The organism is candidate division TA06 bacterium (assembly GCA_004376575.1).
In the GTDB taxonomy this organism is placed as follows: domain Bacteria; phylum Hydrothermota; class DG-26; order E44-bin18; family E44-bin18; genus E44-bin18.
The window spans coordinates 1-16018 of sequence record SOJN01000030.1; the positions used below are offsets into that span (position 1 = coordinate 1).

A 16018-nucleotide genomic window follows, 5' to 3' on the forward strand; every position below is an offset into this window, starting at 1 on the left:
ACAATCTTCTGCGGTTCCGAAATCTTCAGTTTTTCAATTTCGAATTTCGAAGGTGTGTGAAAGGGTTGTGTGGGTTTTGAATCTATTTTCGTAATTTCGAAGGTGTGGACTCTCTCTTCATCGCCACTCCCCGTTCAATCTCTCCTCTCACACCCCTCCCCGGTTCAATGTGGTTCAATATTGAACAATCTTCTGCGGTTCCGAAATCTTCAGTTTTTCAATTTCGAATTTCGAAGGTGCGGGGAGGCTGTGGGTGGAATTTCGTAATTTCGATCTCGGTGGGAGGGGCAGGGAAGGGTTTCAGGTTTACGTTCCTACAAGATACTGGAGTTTCATGAAGATGCGGCACTCAGTTTCCCTGGCATCAAGAAGACTCCCAGTCTTTTCAAAACTGTGGTTAGAGCCCAGGTAGAATACACTAAAAGGCGTCGGCTCGAAGGAAAGAAGTGGCGACAGTTCGATAGCTTTTGTATCTGAGGAATATTGGAGTCTGAGTCTCGATGTGAGATGCCGCGGAAAGGAGTAGATTATGTCATTCGAGAGGGTCATTGTGTCGTGGATCTTGTTCTGCATGGGTTCTTCCCAGAGCAGATATCTTGTATAGCTTAGCTTCAAGCCCAATTTGGACAGTGGACTGAAATCCAACCAAGAATTGAACAAGGACGAATACCCCAGTTCTGGAGGGAAGGTAGAGTAGTTGATCTGTCTTCCATATTTGTATAGTACGTTTGGTGAGAAGGGACCTAATGTTCGGTTGGACCAAAAGCCTTGTACGGTCCATATTCTGTCGAAGCGATAATCCTGAAATGTCTTGGTACTCCACGTTTGCTCGAAGGAGAAGTAATTCTGCCTTTTGAACATGAGCTCAAGCGAAGAGGTCAAACTGGATTCTCTGTTTTCGCCATCGTACCCCTGGATTTTCCGAAAACTCAGTCCAGGGTTGAGCTGCTCGATCATAAATCTGTAGGGCGCGAACTTCAGGTTTGCCCTCACGCCGTGATCCCTTAGATCATTAGAACTAATATAGCCATTGTCAGCCCTGAACTGGGGTGAATAGCCCGTAGACCACAGGTCAAAGTCCACATACCTCCCGCCTTTTCGAGATAGGCTGGCCATGAATGCTTTTCCTGAGAATTCCTCGCCATCAAATGCAGAAGTATGCTCACCAAAGGTGATCCACGGATATCCCTGAAAAAGAGTAGTATCGTCTGGCTCCTTGTTCCAGGATAATAACCCTTGAAAACCAAGATAGTAATTCTTCAAAAGTCTTATCATTCCATCTGCACCCAAGACTCGACTGAAGCTATTCTCAAGCTCGCGACTGGTGCCCAGAAGACCAATGGATGATTCTCCCGGCAGCTCATGCCTAACTCTCAGAATACTGGACAATGAGCGCCGGTCACTGCTTACTGGGAAGCTCTGTTGTGCAAGCGGTATAATCCAGGGCGTATGTTTATCCCAGGCCATGATGTAACCGATGTCGATTTTTCTCAGTCTCCCGCTCAGTTTGAAGGTAGCTGTTGGATCATTAATCGTCCTCGTGTAGATAGCCTGAATTGGAGTCTGAAATAGTTCCTTTCTCTCCAGGAAAAGAGGTCTTTTTTCAGGATAGTAGAAGGCAAAGGTTGTGTTCACATCAATCTGCGGTTGGTCCGACTCAATCTGCGAATAGTCGGGTCTGATAGCCCAATCGAATATGAAGTCAGAAGTTATCCAGTATTTCCCGCTCAATCCTATTCTGGAAGTAACACTCCGCTCTTCACCCGCTCCATTTTGAGTGCCGACCGTCAGGTAAGGCAGAAGGTCAAGTCTTCTGCTTGTCAAAAGTCTCTCGTTTATGTATAGATGCCCCAGATTGGCGAAGAGAAGATCATCCTCTGAACGGGACACCCAGGCGTGGAATTCCCAACGTTCTCTCGGTCTGATACGAAAGAAATCGGTTCTCCAGTGTTCACGAGAGTCTGATGGGAAGCGCAGGCTCTTGAATGGAATTGCAATTTCAACTGTCCATCTGTCATCAAGAATTCTTGAGACCGCATCCCACTCCAAGTCCACCGTGAAATCAAATATTTCTGCGAGCTCATCCAGATGCCAATCTGCCTGGATGCTGCGAGGATTGACTGCAAAGACGAAGCCCCTCTTCGAGGTGTCATATGTATCTAATATGATCCATATCCAATCGTCTTTGTCATCAAACCCATCTCTCTTTACTGCTGTTGCGCGGATCTTCGAGATGTCTTTCTCGTGACATATAAATCCAACGTACAAATTGTTGTCATCATATCCGAGGAGCACTTCGGTCTCCACCTCTGGTTTTGTCCCTTTTTTGGGCTCCGACTCGGTGAAGCCGCCAATCCTTGCTGCGTTCTCCCAGCACTTCTCCTGTAGGAATCCGTCTGTTTTGGGTGAACTCTCAAATCTTGGCACAGTGACTTCTGGGTGGCTATCGAGAGGCTGTGCCGTGGTGAGGGGGGAGTTTACAAGGATTGTTAGAAGTAGAGAGAGCGTGAAGGCCCAGGGCTTAAGGGAAAGCTCAATCCTTCTTCTCAACTTTTTGCCTTTCGAACTGTTCCCTATAGAGCTTTCTATAGAGCGGCAACGTCTCATATAATTCTTCATGCTTTCCACCCCCCATTATTTTGCCTTTGTCAATTACGAATATCTTGTCTGCATTCAGAATTGTGGACAACCTGTGAGCAATGACGAATGTGGTCCTGTCCTTCATGAGCTTGTCCAGAGCCGCCTGGATAAGTCTTTCCGACTCTGAATCGACCTCTGATGTAGCTTCATCAAGGATTAGGATTCTTGGATTCTTGAGCATGGCTCTTGCAATTGCAATTCTCTGCCGCTCACCTCCAGAGAGCTTGACTCCTCTTTCACCGACCTCTGTATCATAGTTGGCGGGCAACTTCGCAATGAAATCGTATGCATTAGCAGCCTTAGCCGCGGCCGTTATCTCTTCGTCGGACGCATCAGTCCTTCCGTACTGGATGTTCTTTTTTATGCTTCCGGCGAAGATGAAAGTGTCCTGGGGCACGATGCCAATGTGGCTTCGCAGGTCTCTGAGTTCAACTTTTTTGATGTTTGTTCCATCAATGTATATCTCTCCTTCCTTCGGTTCGTAGAATCTTGGAATCAGATTGACCAGGGAGGTTTTGCCCGCGCCGGAGCGGCCAATCAACGCCACTTTTTCACCGGGTTCCACCTTTAAAGAAACCTGCTTGAGCACAGGTTCATTGCCGTCATACGAAAAAGTGATATTCTGAAACGAGACACTGCCTGCCACCTCAGTTAGCTTTGAAGGTGTCGCAAAGCTGACCTCTTCCCGTGGAAGATCAAAAAGCTCGAATACGCGCCTTAGCGATGCAAGAGAAGTCTGGATATTGGTATTGAGTCCCATGAGCCCCCTGACCGGACCATATAGATATCCCAGAAATGCATTGAAAGCGATAAGTGTTCCCAAGCTCAGAGCTCCTGTGATGACTTCCCGGCCTCCATACCATAAGACGATCAGTGGTCCTATTCCTCCGAGAAAAGCTGTTGCGGCAGCGGACGCTGACCCAAGGACTGTATATTGAATGTTGGAACGCAGTGAAGCTTTCAATCTCCTGAGCAAGCTGATCGCCTGGGTCTTCTCCGCACCAAAAGACTTTACAACGGAGATGCCAGAAAGGCTTTCGCCAAGGACATCGTAGACCCGGGCAATATTTTCTTGCATCTCACCTGATTTCCTTCTCAGTCTTCCTGAAAAGAAGAGTATAGAGTATATGAAGCATGGCAATACCGCGAGAGAAACCAGTGCCAGCTTCCAGTGCAGGAAGAAGAGGATCCCGACCCCGACACAAAAGGTCAGGGTATTCCTTATGAAACCGAGAAGCGTATCGGCCAACAAACCCTGCAGGTTTGATGCGTCGTTTCCAATCCGGGATATCAAATAGCCAACCTTCATATCGTCGTGAAAAGAGAGACTGAGATGTTCTATGTGTTCAAACAGTCTCAGCTGAACGCGCAACAACACATGTTCTCTGAAGATGGCCAGTAGTATTCCACTGAAGAAGCCTGAAGTCAGCCTGACTAACATGAAAATGCTCAACCCTATGATTATCCAGGTCAGCAACCGGAGATTTCCCTGGGGGAACACGTAGTCTATAACGTAGCGTGTAAGTAGAGGCAGAGGTAGTTGTAGTAACACAGTAATCAGCATGAGACCACCAGCTAATAAGCCATACTTCCACCACGGCCGCAGGTATGGCAAAAATCTGCGAAGTTGTCTCAGATTCTCGTTATTTCCCCACCCGTTCATCAAGTCTCCAAAAGTCCTTATCTTGCTGGATACTTCGTGCCCGTCATTCGAAAACCATATCTTCCACAAAGTCAAAGGCTTTGGGGTTGCGTTCCATTATTTCTGCATATAGAACTAAGCTGTCGTGCAGATTGGCCCTTTCTACGGAGCAGTTGTCCTTTTTTCTCCCAAAATCAAGATCTCTACTCCTTCTTGCCTGAGCCAAACAGAGGCTGCACAGGCGGACGGCCCAGCAGCTTGTACAATCCTGGGTGCTTCCACGGATATATTGTTCAAGCAGAGACCTCACTTTCGGATGTTCTATTCCCGTATCCACGTGACCAATGCAGAACGCCTGTCCAACTTTCTCACACGGATAGAACCTACCTGCTACATCCACGAATAAGCGTCTGACTCCAGGGACACAGATGCCGTTAGGTGGGCAGTGTGCACCCATCGGATTCAGTGCTCGTCGATGAATCCTAACTAGGGGCCGTTCAAAAAGCCCCTTCAAAAACTGATGGGCAGGCCCACTGTTTGAACCAACTGTCACCTCAAGATACTCTTTTCTAAGAGCTCCCAGATGCTCGCTCAACCGCGATCGCCTCACCCGGTCATGAAGCATTCTGAAAAAATCGGTATCGTAGGTGTCCACAAAATTGATGTTCAAGTTGTTCTTGGCAACCAAATCATCGGAAGAGAAGAAACGATAGGTTTCCAGCAATTCACATGGTGGCGCAAGAGTGGCCGCAAAGGAGACTCTGCTTTCATAGTAATCTCTGTCCATCTTTCTGATTCTCTCGAGGTTCTTGTGCACTAAGTGGAATGTGCCCCCGCCGTTCCCAAAAACCCTATATCTGTCATGTATTTCAAATGGACCATCAATGCTCACCTGCAGTATCACGTCGTTTTCTATGAGAAAGCCTGATGTTTCATCGCTAAGGGTCGTTCCATTGGTATCAAGGTGAAATACGATGGGAGGCCAATTGGCGAATCCTCTTGCATATTCAACGCTTCTTTTGACAAGATCAAAGTTGAGCAAAGGCTCTCCTCCGAAGAAAGACATGTACACTTTTTCTGAGGACTGCGTATGAGAGTAGAAGTAGTCAATCGCTTTCTTTGCAGTCTCCCAGGACATATCTTCTGTTGAATGGTGTCTTTCGTAATAGTAGGCCCCGGAATATGTACAGTACTTGCACCTCAGATTGCACCTTTCGGTGGCGTTCAATGTGAGATCGCTCAGTCCACCTTGCAGAGATTCATAGAAATGGTGTTCACACATTGGATATTTCATCACGGTCGGCCTGTTGGAGGAGAACACACCCTGCGATTTGCAGGATTCTTGGATATGGGTCAAGCATTGTTGTATCGATTTCGCGTCATACTTCTTTGCCCATTTACTAGCGATCGCAGAGAATGGGATAGTACCGTAGCCGTCGATCACATCGTGCAATATCTCGTTGGTTCTGACTATGTTGTTTGTGTTAACATCGTAAACATAATGGTTTGCAGCGGTTTTGAACTTATGGATTAGAGGATGCTGTTTCGTGCGAATTCTTCTCTCGTTCTGAATTGTGGGCCGACAGGGTCTATCTTGTGCTGTGTCTCCGCAAAAGTGACTACTGCAATCCCATCCGATCCATTAAGGAAGGTGGTACCCCCTTCCCTTGATGAATCGGGTTCACAAGCCGCCAATGGTCCTTAGAAGAAGGGGTTGAGCGGACTTGTGGGACTCAGTGTTGAGTTAAAGGAAAGATCGGCCGAGGCTCCGCCCGAAGCTATGCCTGCCCCTTTCATAGTTCTTACCCAATCCTTCTCGCAACTACATGAACAGGCGCACCCGCAACTGCAAGAGGGCTCGTTGTCATCAGTTCCTCCTGCCGATGACCACGACATTATCTCAAACATACTCATTCACCTCCTTTCCTTCGGGCAGGTACTTATAGTTTCACGCCCAAGACTCTCCTCTTTCTGTCTTGGGCAAGAATCGTGCCCGTCCCGTGTCCGTGAAAATAGACGCACTTCAGGCTCGAATTAAGTGACAGTGTTACTGGGACTTATGGCCTCGGGGAATCGCGCCCTGGCCTACCAGTGATGCTCTTACACTTCATCTGCAGCCATTTTCAGGACGCCATTGGGGGGCATTCTATCCCACCGCGCCCATCTCTTCGACTTGATATTTCTGCTAAACCTATGAGGCATGTCAGATTAGTTGCTGTAAACATCGTTTACAGTGGCTATGTAGCCATCTACACACTCTGTATACTGATTTTGAGGATGCGCTTGGAAATTTCGTAATTTCGAAGGTGTGGACTCTCTCTTCATCGCCACTCCCCGTTCAATCTCTCCTCTCACACCCCTCCCCGGTTCAATGTGGTTCAATATTGAACAATCTTCTGCGGTTCCGAAATCTTCAGTTTTTCAATTTCGAATTTCGAAGGTGCGGGGGGTTGCGGGAGGAATTTCGCAATTTCGATCTCGGTGGGAGGTGTTTGGTGGTTGGCTAAGGGAGTAGCCAGCGCGTCAGTTCCGAGACCACGCCTGTGAGGCTGGATTGGATCTCGCGCGCAACCCTGCGATATGCTTCCAATTGTAAGCCAATGGGGTCTTCTACCTCCCGCTCATACTTGGGAAGCCCTTCCTTGCCGTACCCCTTGAGAAGGTCGGTTTTCTCCCATGCGTCCGGGACCATATCTGCAACCCTATCTCTTTGACTCTGCTCCATGCAGAGAATGAGGTCAGCACCCGTTATGATCTCTGGGCTGAGTTCTTTGCACACCAGACCTGTGATGTTCGCACCCAGCTCATTCGCAGCATCGATGGCGAACTTAGTCGGTTTGCCCCCCGCCAAAGCTGCAGTTCCTGCCGACGCAACCATAAATTTCTTGCTCAGGTCCGGCGGAATCATTTTCCTGAGGAGTCCTTCAGCTATTGGGCTCCTGCACGCATTTCCCGTACAGACAAGAAGGATTTTGAAGAACACATTCTCGCAAAGCCGGACTTTCCTGCGCATAATCCTGCCCAGAAGTAGCGGGGAAATGGCGCCCTTCCGTTCAACCGCTGGGGGAAATCTGGAAAGGTTGAGGACGGTTGAGGAAGGCGCGAACCCACAGAACCCGGGAAGGACGTAGTCAATTCTCTCACCCATCTTCGATGATACATCACTCCCTGACCTCAAGGGTTCCTCTCCCGACACGTTGGCTGAGGTTGTGGCAAGTGGGGAGCCAAAGCCCCTGATTAGCGCTCGGGCAATCTCATTACTGCAGACTCTTATCCCCACGGTCGAGTCTGGTCCCATGAGATATGGTGGAACCCTACCTGAAGCCTTGAAGACAAGTGTGAGGGGGCCCGGCCAGAAGGTTTCGATCAGTCTCTGTGCTGCCTTCGGGATGGTTTTCACGAAGCGGTGCAGCTCTTCTGAGTCGGGAAGAAGAAGCGTGAGAGGTTTGTCACTCTCCCTTTCCTTCACGTTGAATACTTTCTTGATGGCCGACTCGTTCTGGAAATCTGCACCTATGCCGTAGACCGTATCAGTGGGGAAGGCCACGATCCTACCACTCTTGAGAGCGGATATGGCTTTTTCAATCAGTTTTTTCAGTTTGTCTTCCAAGCAGCTCCTATCTGAACATGGGGCTAGCTACAAAGAAGGCTGCAAAAAGAACAGCCAGGACATACATTATTGGATGAACTTCCTTCCCCTTTCCACTTACAAGCTTGATGACCGCGTATGAGAGGAAGCCGACGGCGATTCCGTTGGTGATACTGAAGGTCAAAGGCATGACTATGATTGTAAGAAAAGCTGGGACTGCCTCACTGAAGTCTGTGAAATCTATTCGATAGATGGAGCCCATCATGAGAATACCCACCATTATCAATGCGGGTGCGACGGCAGCACTGGGAATCAGTCCGACCAAGGGGACAACGAGAATGGCCAGTAGAAAGCAGACTCCTGTCACAACCGATGCAAGACCTGTTCTTCCTCCTTCTTCGACTCCTGCGGCACTCTCTATGTAGGAAGTCACGGTGCTGGTACCTACTGCGGCTCCGAAAATCGTACCCAGAGCATCTGCCAGAAGAGCACGCCCAACTCTGGGGATTCTCCCTTTTTCATCCAGGATTCCTGCTCTGTGGGACAGGCCCACAAGAGTTCCCGCGGTATCGAAAAAGTCCACAAAGAAGAACGTGAATATGATGGCAAGATATTCGACTCTGAATGCGTTGAGTATGTCCATTTTGAAGAATGTGGGACTCAAAGTAATCCTGGCAAGTGCCTGTTTTTCAGCGGGCTTGAAGAACGGTATGAAACTGAGTAGGGTGCAAAAAACTATGCTTATGAGTATGGCACCCTTCACCCTTTTGACCATCAGCGCAGCCATCAGAATGAGTCCAATCGCGGCGAGAAGAACTTTCGGATAGATGTTAGCTGTCGCCACGTGAGCCATGGTGAGGAGTGTCGCCGGGTCAGCCGTTATGAGCCCAGCTTCCTGAAGTCCCATGAATGCGAGAAACAGACCTATCCCCGCGCCAACTCCTGCCTTGAGAGGAAGTGGGATGCTATTGATCACGGTTTCCCTGAGCTTGGAGATAGTAAGCAGAACGAAAAGTACTCCCTCAATGAATACTATGCCCAGTGCGTGCTCCCACGGAACGCCCATGGCTCCACAGACAGTAAAGGAGAAGAATGCGTTTATCCCCATGCCGGGAGCGAGCGCAAATGGATAGTTGGCCGTGAAGGCCATAACCAGTGTAGCAAAGCCCGCTGCAAGACATGTTGCCACAGTTACTGAAGCAACGTCCATTCCCGCGCCGGCTTCCAGTATTTTGGGGTTAGCGGCAATAACGTAGGCCATCGTGGCAAAAGTGGTGAGGCCCGCAAGCATTTCAGTCCGGACATTCGTTCCCCGTTCTTTCAAACGGAAGAAGTCACGGTGCATCAAACCCCTCCTTGCTTTTGGAGAGTTGGATCTTGCATGGACCTATCTCTTTCTTGGTTTTTTCTTTGCTTTAGCACCCCTGACATTCCCGAGTGCGAGTATTTGTTTCGCGAATATGGCAGCATTTCTAGCTCCGCTCTTTCCCAATCCCATTGTGGCAACGGGCACCCCTTTCGGCATCTGAACCATGGAGAGGAGCGAATCCACGCCATGAAAAGGCGAACTGGGAATAGGCACTCCAACCACCGGCAAGTCTGTGTGCGATGCAATGAAGCCGGGGAGGTGAGCCGCATATCCAGCCCCGGCAATAATCACCTTTATGCCGCGCTTCTTGGCGCCCGACGCATACCTTCGGGTCTTGGCAGGATTCCTGTGCGCAGAACTTACAATCGTTTCAAACGGAATCTTGAACTCCTCGAGCGCCTTTTCGCACTCTCGCATCACTTCGGCGTCACTTTTGCTTCCCATAATGATGCCAACAACAGGCTTGCTCATTCATCCTCCTTTAGCGTGCCAGTCCCTTCGCAGCGATGTCCCTGCGATAGTACATTGCCTCAAAGCTTATTCTGTCAACTCCCTCGTAAGCTCTTTCGACAGCTCCCTCCAGGCTGTCTCCGAGACCGGTCACTCCCAAGACTCTCCCACCGCTCGTCACATATTTTCTATCAGAAAGGGCTGTACCTGCATGAAAGACAACCACGTTTTTCAGGGCAGACGCCTCATTCAAACCGCCGATGGTTTTTCCCTTCTGGTACCTTGACGGATACCCTCCAGAAGCGAGCACCACGCAGACTGCATGCTGATTCGTCCATTCTATTCGAGTAGCTTTCAGGTCCTGTGCCAGAGTCTTTTCCATAATCTCGAAAAGATCTGTTTCCATGAGAGCAAAAAGGGGCTGAGTTTCGGGGTCACCAAACCGGCAGTTGAACTCAAGGACTTTCGGGCCCTCCTCAGTGATTATCAGGCCTGCATAGAGCACACCCACATATGGGCAGCCCTGTCCATCCATCTCCCTCACAGTTAGTTTGAGTATCCTCTCTTCGATGTCTGTGAGCATGTTCTTGTCCACGACCGGTGCGGGAGCATAGGCACCCATTCCACCGGTGTTCGGGCCCTTATCTCCGTCGTAGATCTGCTTGTGGTCCTGGGTAGATATCATAGTCAGCACGGACTTTCCGTCGCTGAAAGCAAGCACCGAGGCTTCTTCACCCTGGAGGTATTCCTCAACCACAATCCGTTTCCCGGCAACGCCGAATAAGCCCTTGACGAGCATATCCTGTGCAGCCCGGAGGGCCTCATTAACGTTCTTTGCTACAATAGCCCCCTTTCCAGCTGCGAGCCCGTCAGCTTTAATCACAATGGGAGCCCCCTTTTCCTTTATGTAGGATATCGCAGGGTCAATCGTCTCGAAGATCTCAAATTCGGCAGTTGGTATGCCAGCATAGACCATGAGATTCTTCGCGAAGACCTTGCTTCCTTCTATCTGGGAAGCTTTTGCTGAGGGGCCGAATATCTGGAGTCCTTTCTGGTGGAACCTGTCAACGATGCCAAGGGTGAGAGGGGCCTCGGGGCCTACAACGGTCAGGTCTATCCTGTTCTCAAGGGCGAACTGGATAAGCTGGTCAATGTCCTCTGCAGAGATGTCCACACACGTCGCGATCTGAGCAATCCCGGCGTTTCCGGGTGCGGCATATATCTGCTTTACTCTTGCGCTCTTAGCGAGTTTCCAAACGAGCGCGTGCTCTCTGCCACCTCCGCCTATGACCAGTATCTTCAACCTCGACCCCACAGACCGCGAAAGAGAGGATTTCTGATCAGGACATCACGAAAATAACACATAGGTTGGTAGTATTCAACACTGTTTTTCCAGACTGGAACGATTATGTGTCAGTTATTTGCAAAATAGGTATATTACCCTATTGCCTTGTCAAAGGGAAAAAGGCAAAGTATGTGTCGAGGAGGCTTCGTGTTTTTCACACCTTAAATGCTGACTTTGCCTTAAAGACGCGCCCGACAGCAGAAGCCTCCTCTCCTTTCTTTGCTACACTAAATAACGATCTCCTCTGACAAGCTCTGCATAGATGCAGGGTTCTTTTTTTTGGCTCTTCTCCGATTTGGTTGGCGGTAGTGCTTGGCAATGGGGTGCTATGTCCTTGTTTGCCATTGGGATTGGTCTACCGCACTCTTTTCTGCATCTGTTCTAATGTTGCGTCTGACCTTTCTCTTCCTCCATGTGATACCTGCGCCGTTTTCCTGGAAATGGGCGTTAACCTAGCGCGCCGCAAGCGGCGCTACTCCATACATTCAGGAATAGCCGCCTGCCCGGGGCGTTTCACGGCCCCCGTTTCTCGTGAAGCGAGATACACGGGGCCTGCCCGGGCCGTTTCACGAGCGTCCGTTTCATGGCCTCCTGAGGGAGCTCGAAGGGCAAAAGGCAAATTGGGGAACCCGTCGGTGAGTCCAAGAGCTGGCGATGAGTCAACCAGACCCAGCTGTCGGGGTTGCGTGTGGGGAGCCAGGTGTTTTTGAGCTTTTGGGTGCCACTCTTCTATGCTATGGTGGGTGAAGACTGGAAGATAGGAGGAAACCATGCTCAAAGAAATCAGTGTGAGCACCAAATCCAGGACATCCCTTGTCGATATAACGGCAGATGTAAGGAAGGTAGTTCAGGAAAGCAAGGTGAAGAGTGGGGCGTGTTTCATATATGTTCCGCATACGACCGGCGCGGTGACCATAAACGAGAACGCGGATCCCAGTGTGAAGACTGACATCCTGAAGGAGCTCAACAAAGTCATTCCGTTCGATGACAACTACAGCCACCTGGAAGGAAACGCAGCGGCACATATCAAGTCGTCGGTGATAGGAGTTTCCGAGACAGTCTTTATTGAAGGGAATCAGCTCAGGCTTGGGACCTGGCAGGGAATCTGCTTCTGCGAGTTCGATGGTCCCAGGAGGAGAGAGGTGCTGGTTAAGATAGTTGCAGACGACTCTGACAAGTAACAATCCATTTCTCTTCTTCCTTATTGGCTCTCGGTGTAAGGAATACTCAAGCACTTTTTGATTGCCCGATCTGATGGACCGTGGTATTCTGTGGCTCGAGGGCACACGAATGGACAGTTGGTCCAAAAATGAACTGAGAGTGAGGGTTCTCTATTCAGTGGGTGCTGTGGGGACCCAGATTTTCATCTCCACAGGTGAATCCTTCATTCTTGTGGACGCTGGTGATGGAGTTCTGAGGGACTTGCTCTCCATAGGCTTTAAGCCGGAGCAGCTGGATGCCATACTCATAACTCACGGTCATTATGACCATGTCGGCGGACTGCACACACTCCTCGGCTACTTCAAGATGAAGAAGAGAAATCGCTCACTTCCTGTGTTCCTGCCACGCGGATGCTTACAGGCAAGCACGCTTCTCAAGAACTTCTCCAATCTCTACTCAGGATTCATGCCCTATGTTGTGGAGGCCAAGGAGTTGGACGACCGTGATTGTTTCACTGCGGGGTCGTTTCGGGCATGGTGTAACTATGTTGTTCACTGCACGATCGAGCCTGATGGGAAGGCCGTCCCTATGCCTGCTGCTGGGTATCGGATAGACGACGGAAAGACAATCGTCGCGGTGACCGGGGATTGTGGTGATTCTGAGTCCGTGCGTGATCTTGTTAAGGATGCTGATCTTGCTCTAGTTGAAGCCAACCTCAAATCATACACATCCGAACTCGAGAGAAAAGTTCACCTCACTGAAGCTCTGGCAGAGGAAATCGGCAGCCTTGCCCGGGAACATATCCTCATCCACAAGCGCCCCTAATTCATCAGATGACGAGAATAACTCCCTACCCCTCGACCTCGCCCTTCGCGAAACTCCCTTCGGGTTCCTTCCTTCTTCGCTTTTCCAAGCTTCGTGGAACTTCGCGACGGGCTACGCGCAGGAGGCCGTGAAACGGCCCGGCCCTGAAGCGGTAGGTTCATCATGGTGGGCAAGATATTCAAAGGGCTTACTGCAGTTCATAAGAAAGGGAAGACTGTCGGAGGATAGAATTGGGTGAAGTGGTCGTATGTGATATGGATGGAACCATAACCAGAAAGGATGTCTCGGTCCTCCTCCTGGAAAAGTTTGCTTCTGGCAAGTGGAGGCAAATGGAAGAATTCTACCACACAGGACAGTGGAGTCTGAAGCAGACCGCACTGGAGGAGTTCAAACTGCTGAAGCAGCCCAGAGGGGTCATGGAGTCTTATGTGAGAGAGGCTGTTGAATTGGATCCTCATTTTCCAACGTTCGTGGGCCTATGCAAGAAGAAAGGCATAGGAGTGGTCATCGCAAGCGAAGGGCTCGACTTCTATGTCGAAACCGTACTCGAAATAATGGGGTTGAGGGGTCTGAAATACTACTCAGATCTGGCTGCCTTCCAGGAGCATGTTCTTGAAGACGTCTTTTTCCCTCACTGGAATCCTGAGTGCGGTGAATGCGGGACATGTAAGGTAGGAATCATAAGGAAATACCAGGAGTGGAAGAACAAGGTAACCTTCATAGGGGAGGGTAGGACGGATAGGCACGCTGCAGAGGTCGCGGACAGGGTCTTTGCCAAGGGGCTTTTGCTGGACCACTGCAAAGAGAAGAGAATTGAATGCGAAGAATACGAAACTTTCGGTGACGTAATAACGAAGATGAGACTTAACGGTTAAACACAAGTACGAAGTACTAATTGCAGAGTACAAAGTGGCTGCTAGGTGTACTTCGTCCTTTGTACCCTGTACTTCGTCCTTCCGCCTGCAAGGTGGGAATTATTGTTGCGAGAGGGCGCGCAGCACCATCTTGGACACTTCTTTCAGTGTCTCGAAAACGCCAGAACCTTGAGTGGCTATGGCGGGGAAGTACGGAACGTTCAGCGTGTTGAGAACAGCATCCAACTCATCCATTGGACTCACATTGGGCAGATCTCTTTTGTTCCACTGCATTACAAATGGCATCCCATCGATGCGGAGGCCGTGGGTGTCGAGGTTTTCATACATGTTTTGCAGGCTGTCTATGTTGTCATCGAGACGATCAGCCTGGGAGTCGGCAACGAAGACCAGCCCATCCAGGCCTTTCAGTATCAGTTTCCTTGAAGCATTATAGTAGACCTGGCCTGGTACCGTATACAAATGGAACCTGGTCTTGAATCCACGGATGGTGCCGAGGTCTACTGGGAGAAAATCGAAGAAGAGAGTTCTGTCCAGCTCTGTCGCGAGACTGATCAGCTTTCCTCTCGTCTCAGGGGCTATCTTTGAGTAGACGTATTTGATGTTGGTGGTTTTGCCTCCAAGGCCAGGTCCGTAATAGACTATCTTGCAGTTTATTTCCCTAGAGGCATAGTTGATTAGAGACATATCTCTTTCTTCTTACTTGAAAAGGTTGTCTATTTCTGCTTCCGCCTCAAGAGCGAAATCATCGTCAAACCCAGGAGTTGCTACGGGCTTTCTGTCCAGCTTTGCAAAAATTCTCTCGAATATACGCGCGACTTGCTCTCCCACAGTCTTGACTCTAACTCTAACCAGGCCAAGAGTTGCCCGGTCATCAAATATTACCACGAGTATTATGTTGCTGTTTATCAGAGCTACATAGATACTGTCTCGTCTTCCTTGATGAAAGAGTGTACCAAATTCTTTTTCTCCAATCAAAGATGCAAGTTGACTTGTGGCAGCCACGTCCGCTGCTTGAAGGGAAGCGAAAGAAGGGACGTCCAGTCTCGACAGGTCGCCGGCACTGGTTATCACCTGGCCCGTCCTGTCTATGAGGAGGACGATGAGTGCGTTGGTTGACTTCAGAAGATAGCTGAGCTGCTGGTTAATAGCCCAGTAGTCTTCCTCAAATATGGACAGAGACTTCTGCAACGTTCCTGGTTCCTTTTTAGGTCGCCCTCTCGAGCAACAGTTCCCACTTTCTATCTACGAAAGCCTGAAGTTCCTCTACCACCTTCTTGTTCTCCGGTTTCATCAAGTGACGGAACCTTCCCTGGTTTTCTAAGAAAGCGCTGATCGGAAGCTTCTTCTTCGGCTTCTTTGTTATCTTGTAGTTGCCATTTTCCACTTCGTAAAGTGGCCAGAAGCATGTGTCGACTGCGATCCTCGCGATTTCTATGGTCTCACTCGGCTCGTGCCTCCATCCGAGTTGACAGGGCGAGAGGATATTTATGAAGGTCGCTCCTGGGGTGTTCAGTGCTTTTCGCACCTTGGTTGCCAGGTCATTCCAGTGTCCCGGGGATGCCTGCGCAGCATAGGGGATGTCGTGAGCAATCATTATCTCAGTGAGGTCTTTCCTGTTCTGAATCTTGCCGGGTATGACCGAGCCGGCCGGTGATGTGGTCGTGTGAGCTCCAAGCGGAGTGGCGCTCGATCTCTGTATGCCTGTATTCATGTAGGCCTGGTTGTCGTAGCAGATGAAGAGAAAGTCGTGTTCTCTCTCCACTGCTCCTGAGAGAGCCTGAATTCCAATGTCGTATGTTCCACCGTCGCCGCCCCAGCCAATGAACTTTATTTCTCTGTCGATCTTTCCTCTTCTCTTGAGTGCCCTATAGCACGCCTCGATTCCTGATATCGTGGCAGCCGAGTTCTCAAAAGCATTGTGGATGAAAGGGACCTGCCAGGCGTTAAAAGGGTAAAGGGTGGAGACCACCTCGAGACAGCCTGTCGATATTGAACAGACGACGGGCGTCTCTGTTGCCGCAAGCACCTGACGTGCGATTATGGTTGCGCCACACCCTACGCATGCCCTGTGTCCTCCGGTGAGAAGATCACCCTTTTTTGCCAGTTGTTTCAGATTTGCCAT

13 protein-coding genes are annotated in these 16018 nt (G+C 49.8%); 3 read left to right on the forward strand and 10 right to left on the reverse strand.

Features of this window, described 5'->3' with window-relative positions; all coding sequences use genetic code 11:
- Positions 1–306: 306 nt before the first annotated feature.
- The 7 genes from E3J62_02150 to purD all read right to left on the reverse strand — a co-directional run bounded on the left by E3J62_02150 (position 307) and on the right by purD (position 10993).
- Positions 307–2427, reverse strand: coding sequence for a hypothetical protein (locus tag E3J62_02150; GenBank protein ID TET47163.1), 2121 nt, complete (start codon positions 2425–2427; stop codon positions 307–309).
- A gap of 106 nt (positions 2428–2533) precedes the next feature.
- Entirely contained in the window at positions 2534–4303 is a 1770-nt protein-coding gene (locus E3J62_02155; GenBank protein ID TET47164.1) for an ABC transporter ATP-binding protein, read from the reverse strand.
- Between the two features lie 43 nt (positions 4304–4346).
- Positions 4347–5576: a radical SAM protein gene (locus E3J62_02160; protein TET47165.1), complete on the reverse strand. Its 1230-nt coding sequence runs from the start codon at positions 5574–5576 to the stop codon at positions 4347–4349.
- A gap of 1209 nt (positions 5577–6785) precedes the next feature.
- Complete coding sequence (locus E3J62_02165; GenBank protein ID TET47166.1) at positions 6786–7892, reverse strand: threonylcarbamoyl-AMP synthase; 1107 nt, start codon at positions 7890–7892, stop codon at positions 6786–6788.
- A gap of 7 nt (positions 7893–7899) precedes the next feature.
- Positions 7900–9216, reverse strand: coding sequence for an NCS2 family permease (locus E3J62_02170; GenBank protein TET47167.1), 1317 nt, complete (start codon positions 9214–9216; stop codon positions 7900–7902).
- 42 nt (positions 9217–9258) lie between these two features.
- The gene (gene purE, locus E3J62_02175; GenBank protein TET47168.1) at positions 9259–9711 is read right to left on the reverse strand and encodes a 5-(carboxyamino)imidazole ribonucleotide mutase; all 453 of its coding nucleotides are present in this window, start codon (positions 9709–9711) and stop codon (positions 9259–9261) included.
- Between the two features lie 10 nt (positions 9712–9721).
- Positions 9722–10993, reverse strand: coding sequence for a phosphoribosylamine--glycine ligase (gene purD / locus E3J62_02180; protein TET47169.1), 1272 nt, complete (start codon positions 10991–10993; stop codon positions 9722–9724).
- 812 nt (positions 10994–11805) lie between these two features.
- Here purD and E3J62_02185 point away from each other — a divergent pair.
- The 3 genes from E3J62_02185 (at position 11806) to E3J62_02195 (ending at position 13896) form a co-directional block, all read left to right on the forward strand.
- Positions 11806–12216 carry a YjbQ family protein gene (locus E3J62_02185; GenBank protein TET47170.1) on the forward strand — a complete coding sequence of 137 codons (411 nt, stop codon included), beginning with the start codon at positions 11806–11808 and terminating at the stop codon, positions 12214–12216.
- Positions 12217–12277: 61 nt separating this feature from the next.
- Entirely contained in the window at positions 12278–13021 is a 744-nt protein-coding gene (locus E3J62_02190; protein TET47171.1) for a ribonuclease Z, read from the forward strand.
- Between the two features lie 230 nt (positions 13022–13251).
- Positions 13252–13896, forward strand: coding sequence for a hypothetical protein (locus tag E3J62_02195; protein TET47172.1), 645 nt, complete (start codon positions 13252–13254; stop codon positions 13894–13896).
- A gap of 99 nt (positions 13897–13995) precedes the next feature.
- Here the strand turns inward: E3J62_02195 and E3J62_02200 are convergent, their stop codons facing one another.
- Genes E3J62_02200 through E3J62_02210 form a run of 3 tightly spaced genes read right to left on the reverse strand, consistent with a single transcriptional unit; the run spans position 13996 to position 16018 of the window.
- On the reverse strand, positions 13996–14580 hold the full coding sequence (locus E3J62_02200) for a gliding-motility protein MglA (GenBank protein TET47173.1): 585 nt from the start codon (positions 14578–14580) through the stop codon (positions 13996–13998).
- 12 nt (positions 14581–14592) lie between these two features.
- The gene (locus tag E3J62_02205) at positions 14593–15138 is read right to left on the reverse strand and encodes a roadblock/LC7 domain-containing protein (protein TET47174.1); all 546 of its coding nucleotides are present in this window, start codon (positions 15136–15138) and stop codon (positions 14593–14595) included.
- The gene (locus tag E3J62_02210) at positions 15101–16018 is read right to left on the reverse strand and encodes a pyruvate ferredoxin oxidoreductase (GenBank protein ID TET47175.1); all 918 of its coding nucleotides are present in this window, start codon (positions 16016–16018) and stop codon (positions 15101–15103) included. The genes E3J62_02205 and E3J62_02210 overlap by 38 nt, the downstream gene beginning before the upstream one ends.

What these genes read in the sequence shown, in the direction of transcription:
- E3J62_02170 (TET47167.1), bottom strand. Translation starts at nt 9,216, where the DNA reads ATGCACCGTGACTTCTTCCGTTTGAAAGAACGGGGAACGAATGTCCGG.
- E3J62_02160 (TET47165.1), bottom strand. Translation starts at nt 5,576, where the DNA reads ATGAAATATCCAATGTGTGAACACCATTTCTATGAATCTCTGCAAGGT.
- E3J62_02155 (TET47164.1), bottom strand. Translation starts at nt 4,303, where the DNA reads ATGAACGGGTGGGGAAATAACGAGAATCTGAGACAACTTCGCAGATTT.
- purE (TET47168.1), bottom strand. Translation starts at nt 9,711, where the DNA reads ATGAGCAAGCCTGTTGTTGGCATCATTATGGGAAGCAAAAGTGACGCC.
- E3J62_02185 (TET47170.1), top strand. Translation starts at nt 11,806, where the DNA reads ATGCTCAAAGAAATCAGTGTGAGCACCAAATCCAGGACATCCCTTGTC.
- E3J62_02200 (TET47173.1), bottom strand. Translation starts at nt 14,580, where the DNA reads ATGTCTCTAATCAACTATGCCTCTAGGGAAATAAACTGCAAGATAGTC.
- E3J62_02210 (TET47175.1), bottom strand. Translation starts at nt 16,018, where the DNA reads ATGGCAAATCTGAAACAACTGGCAAAAAAGGGTGATCTTCTCACCGGA.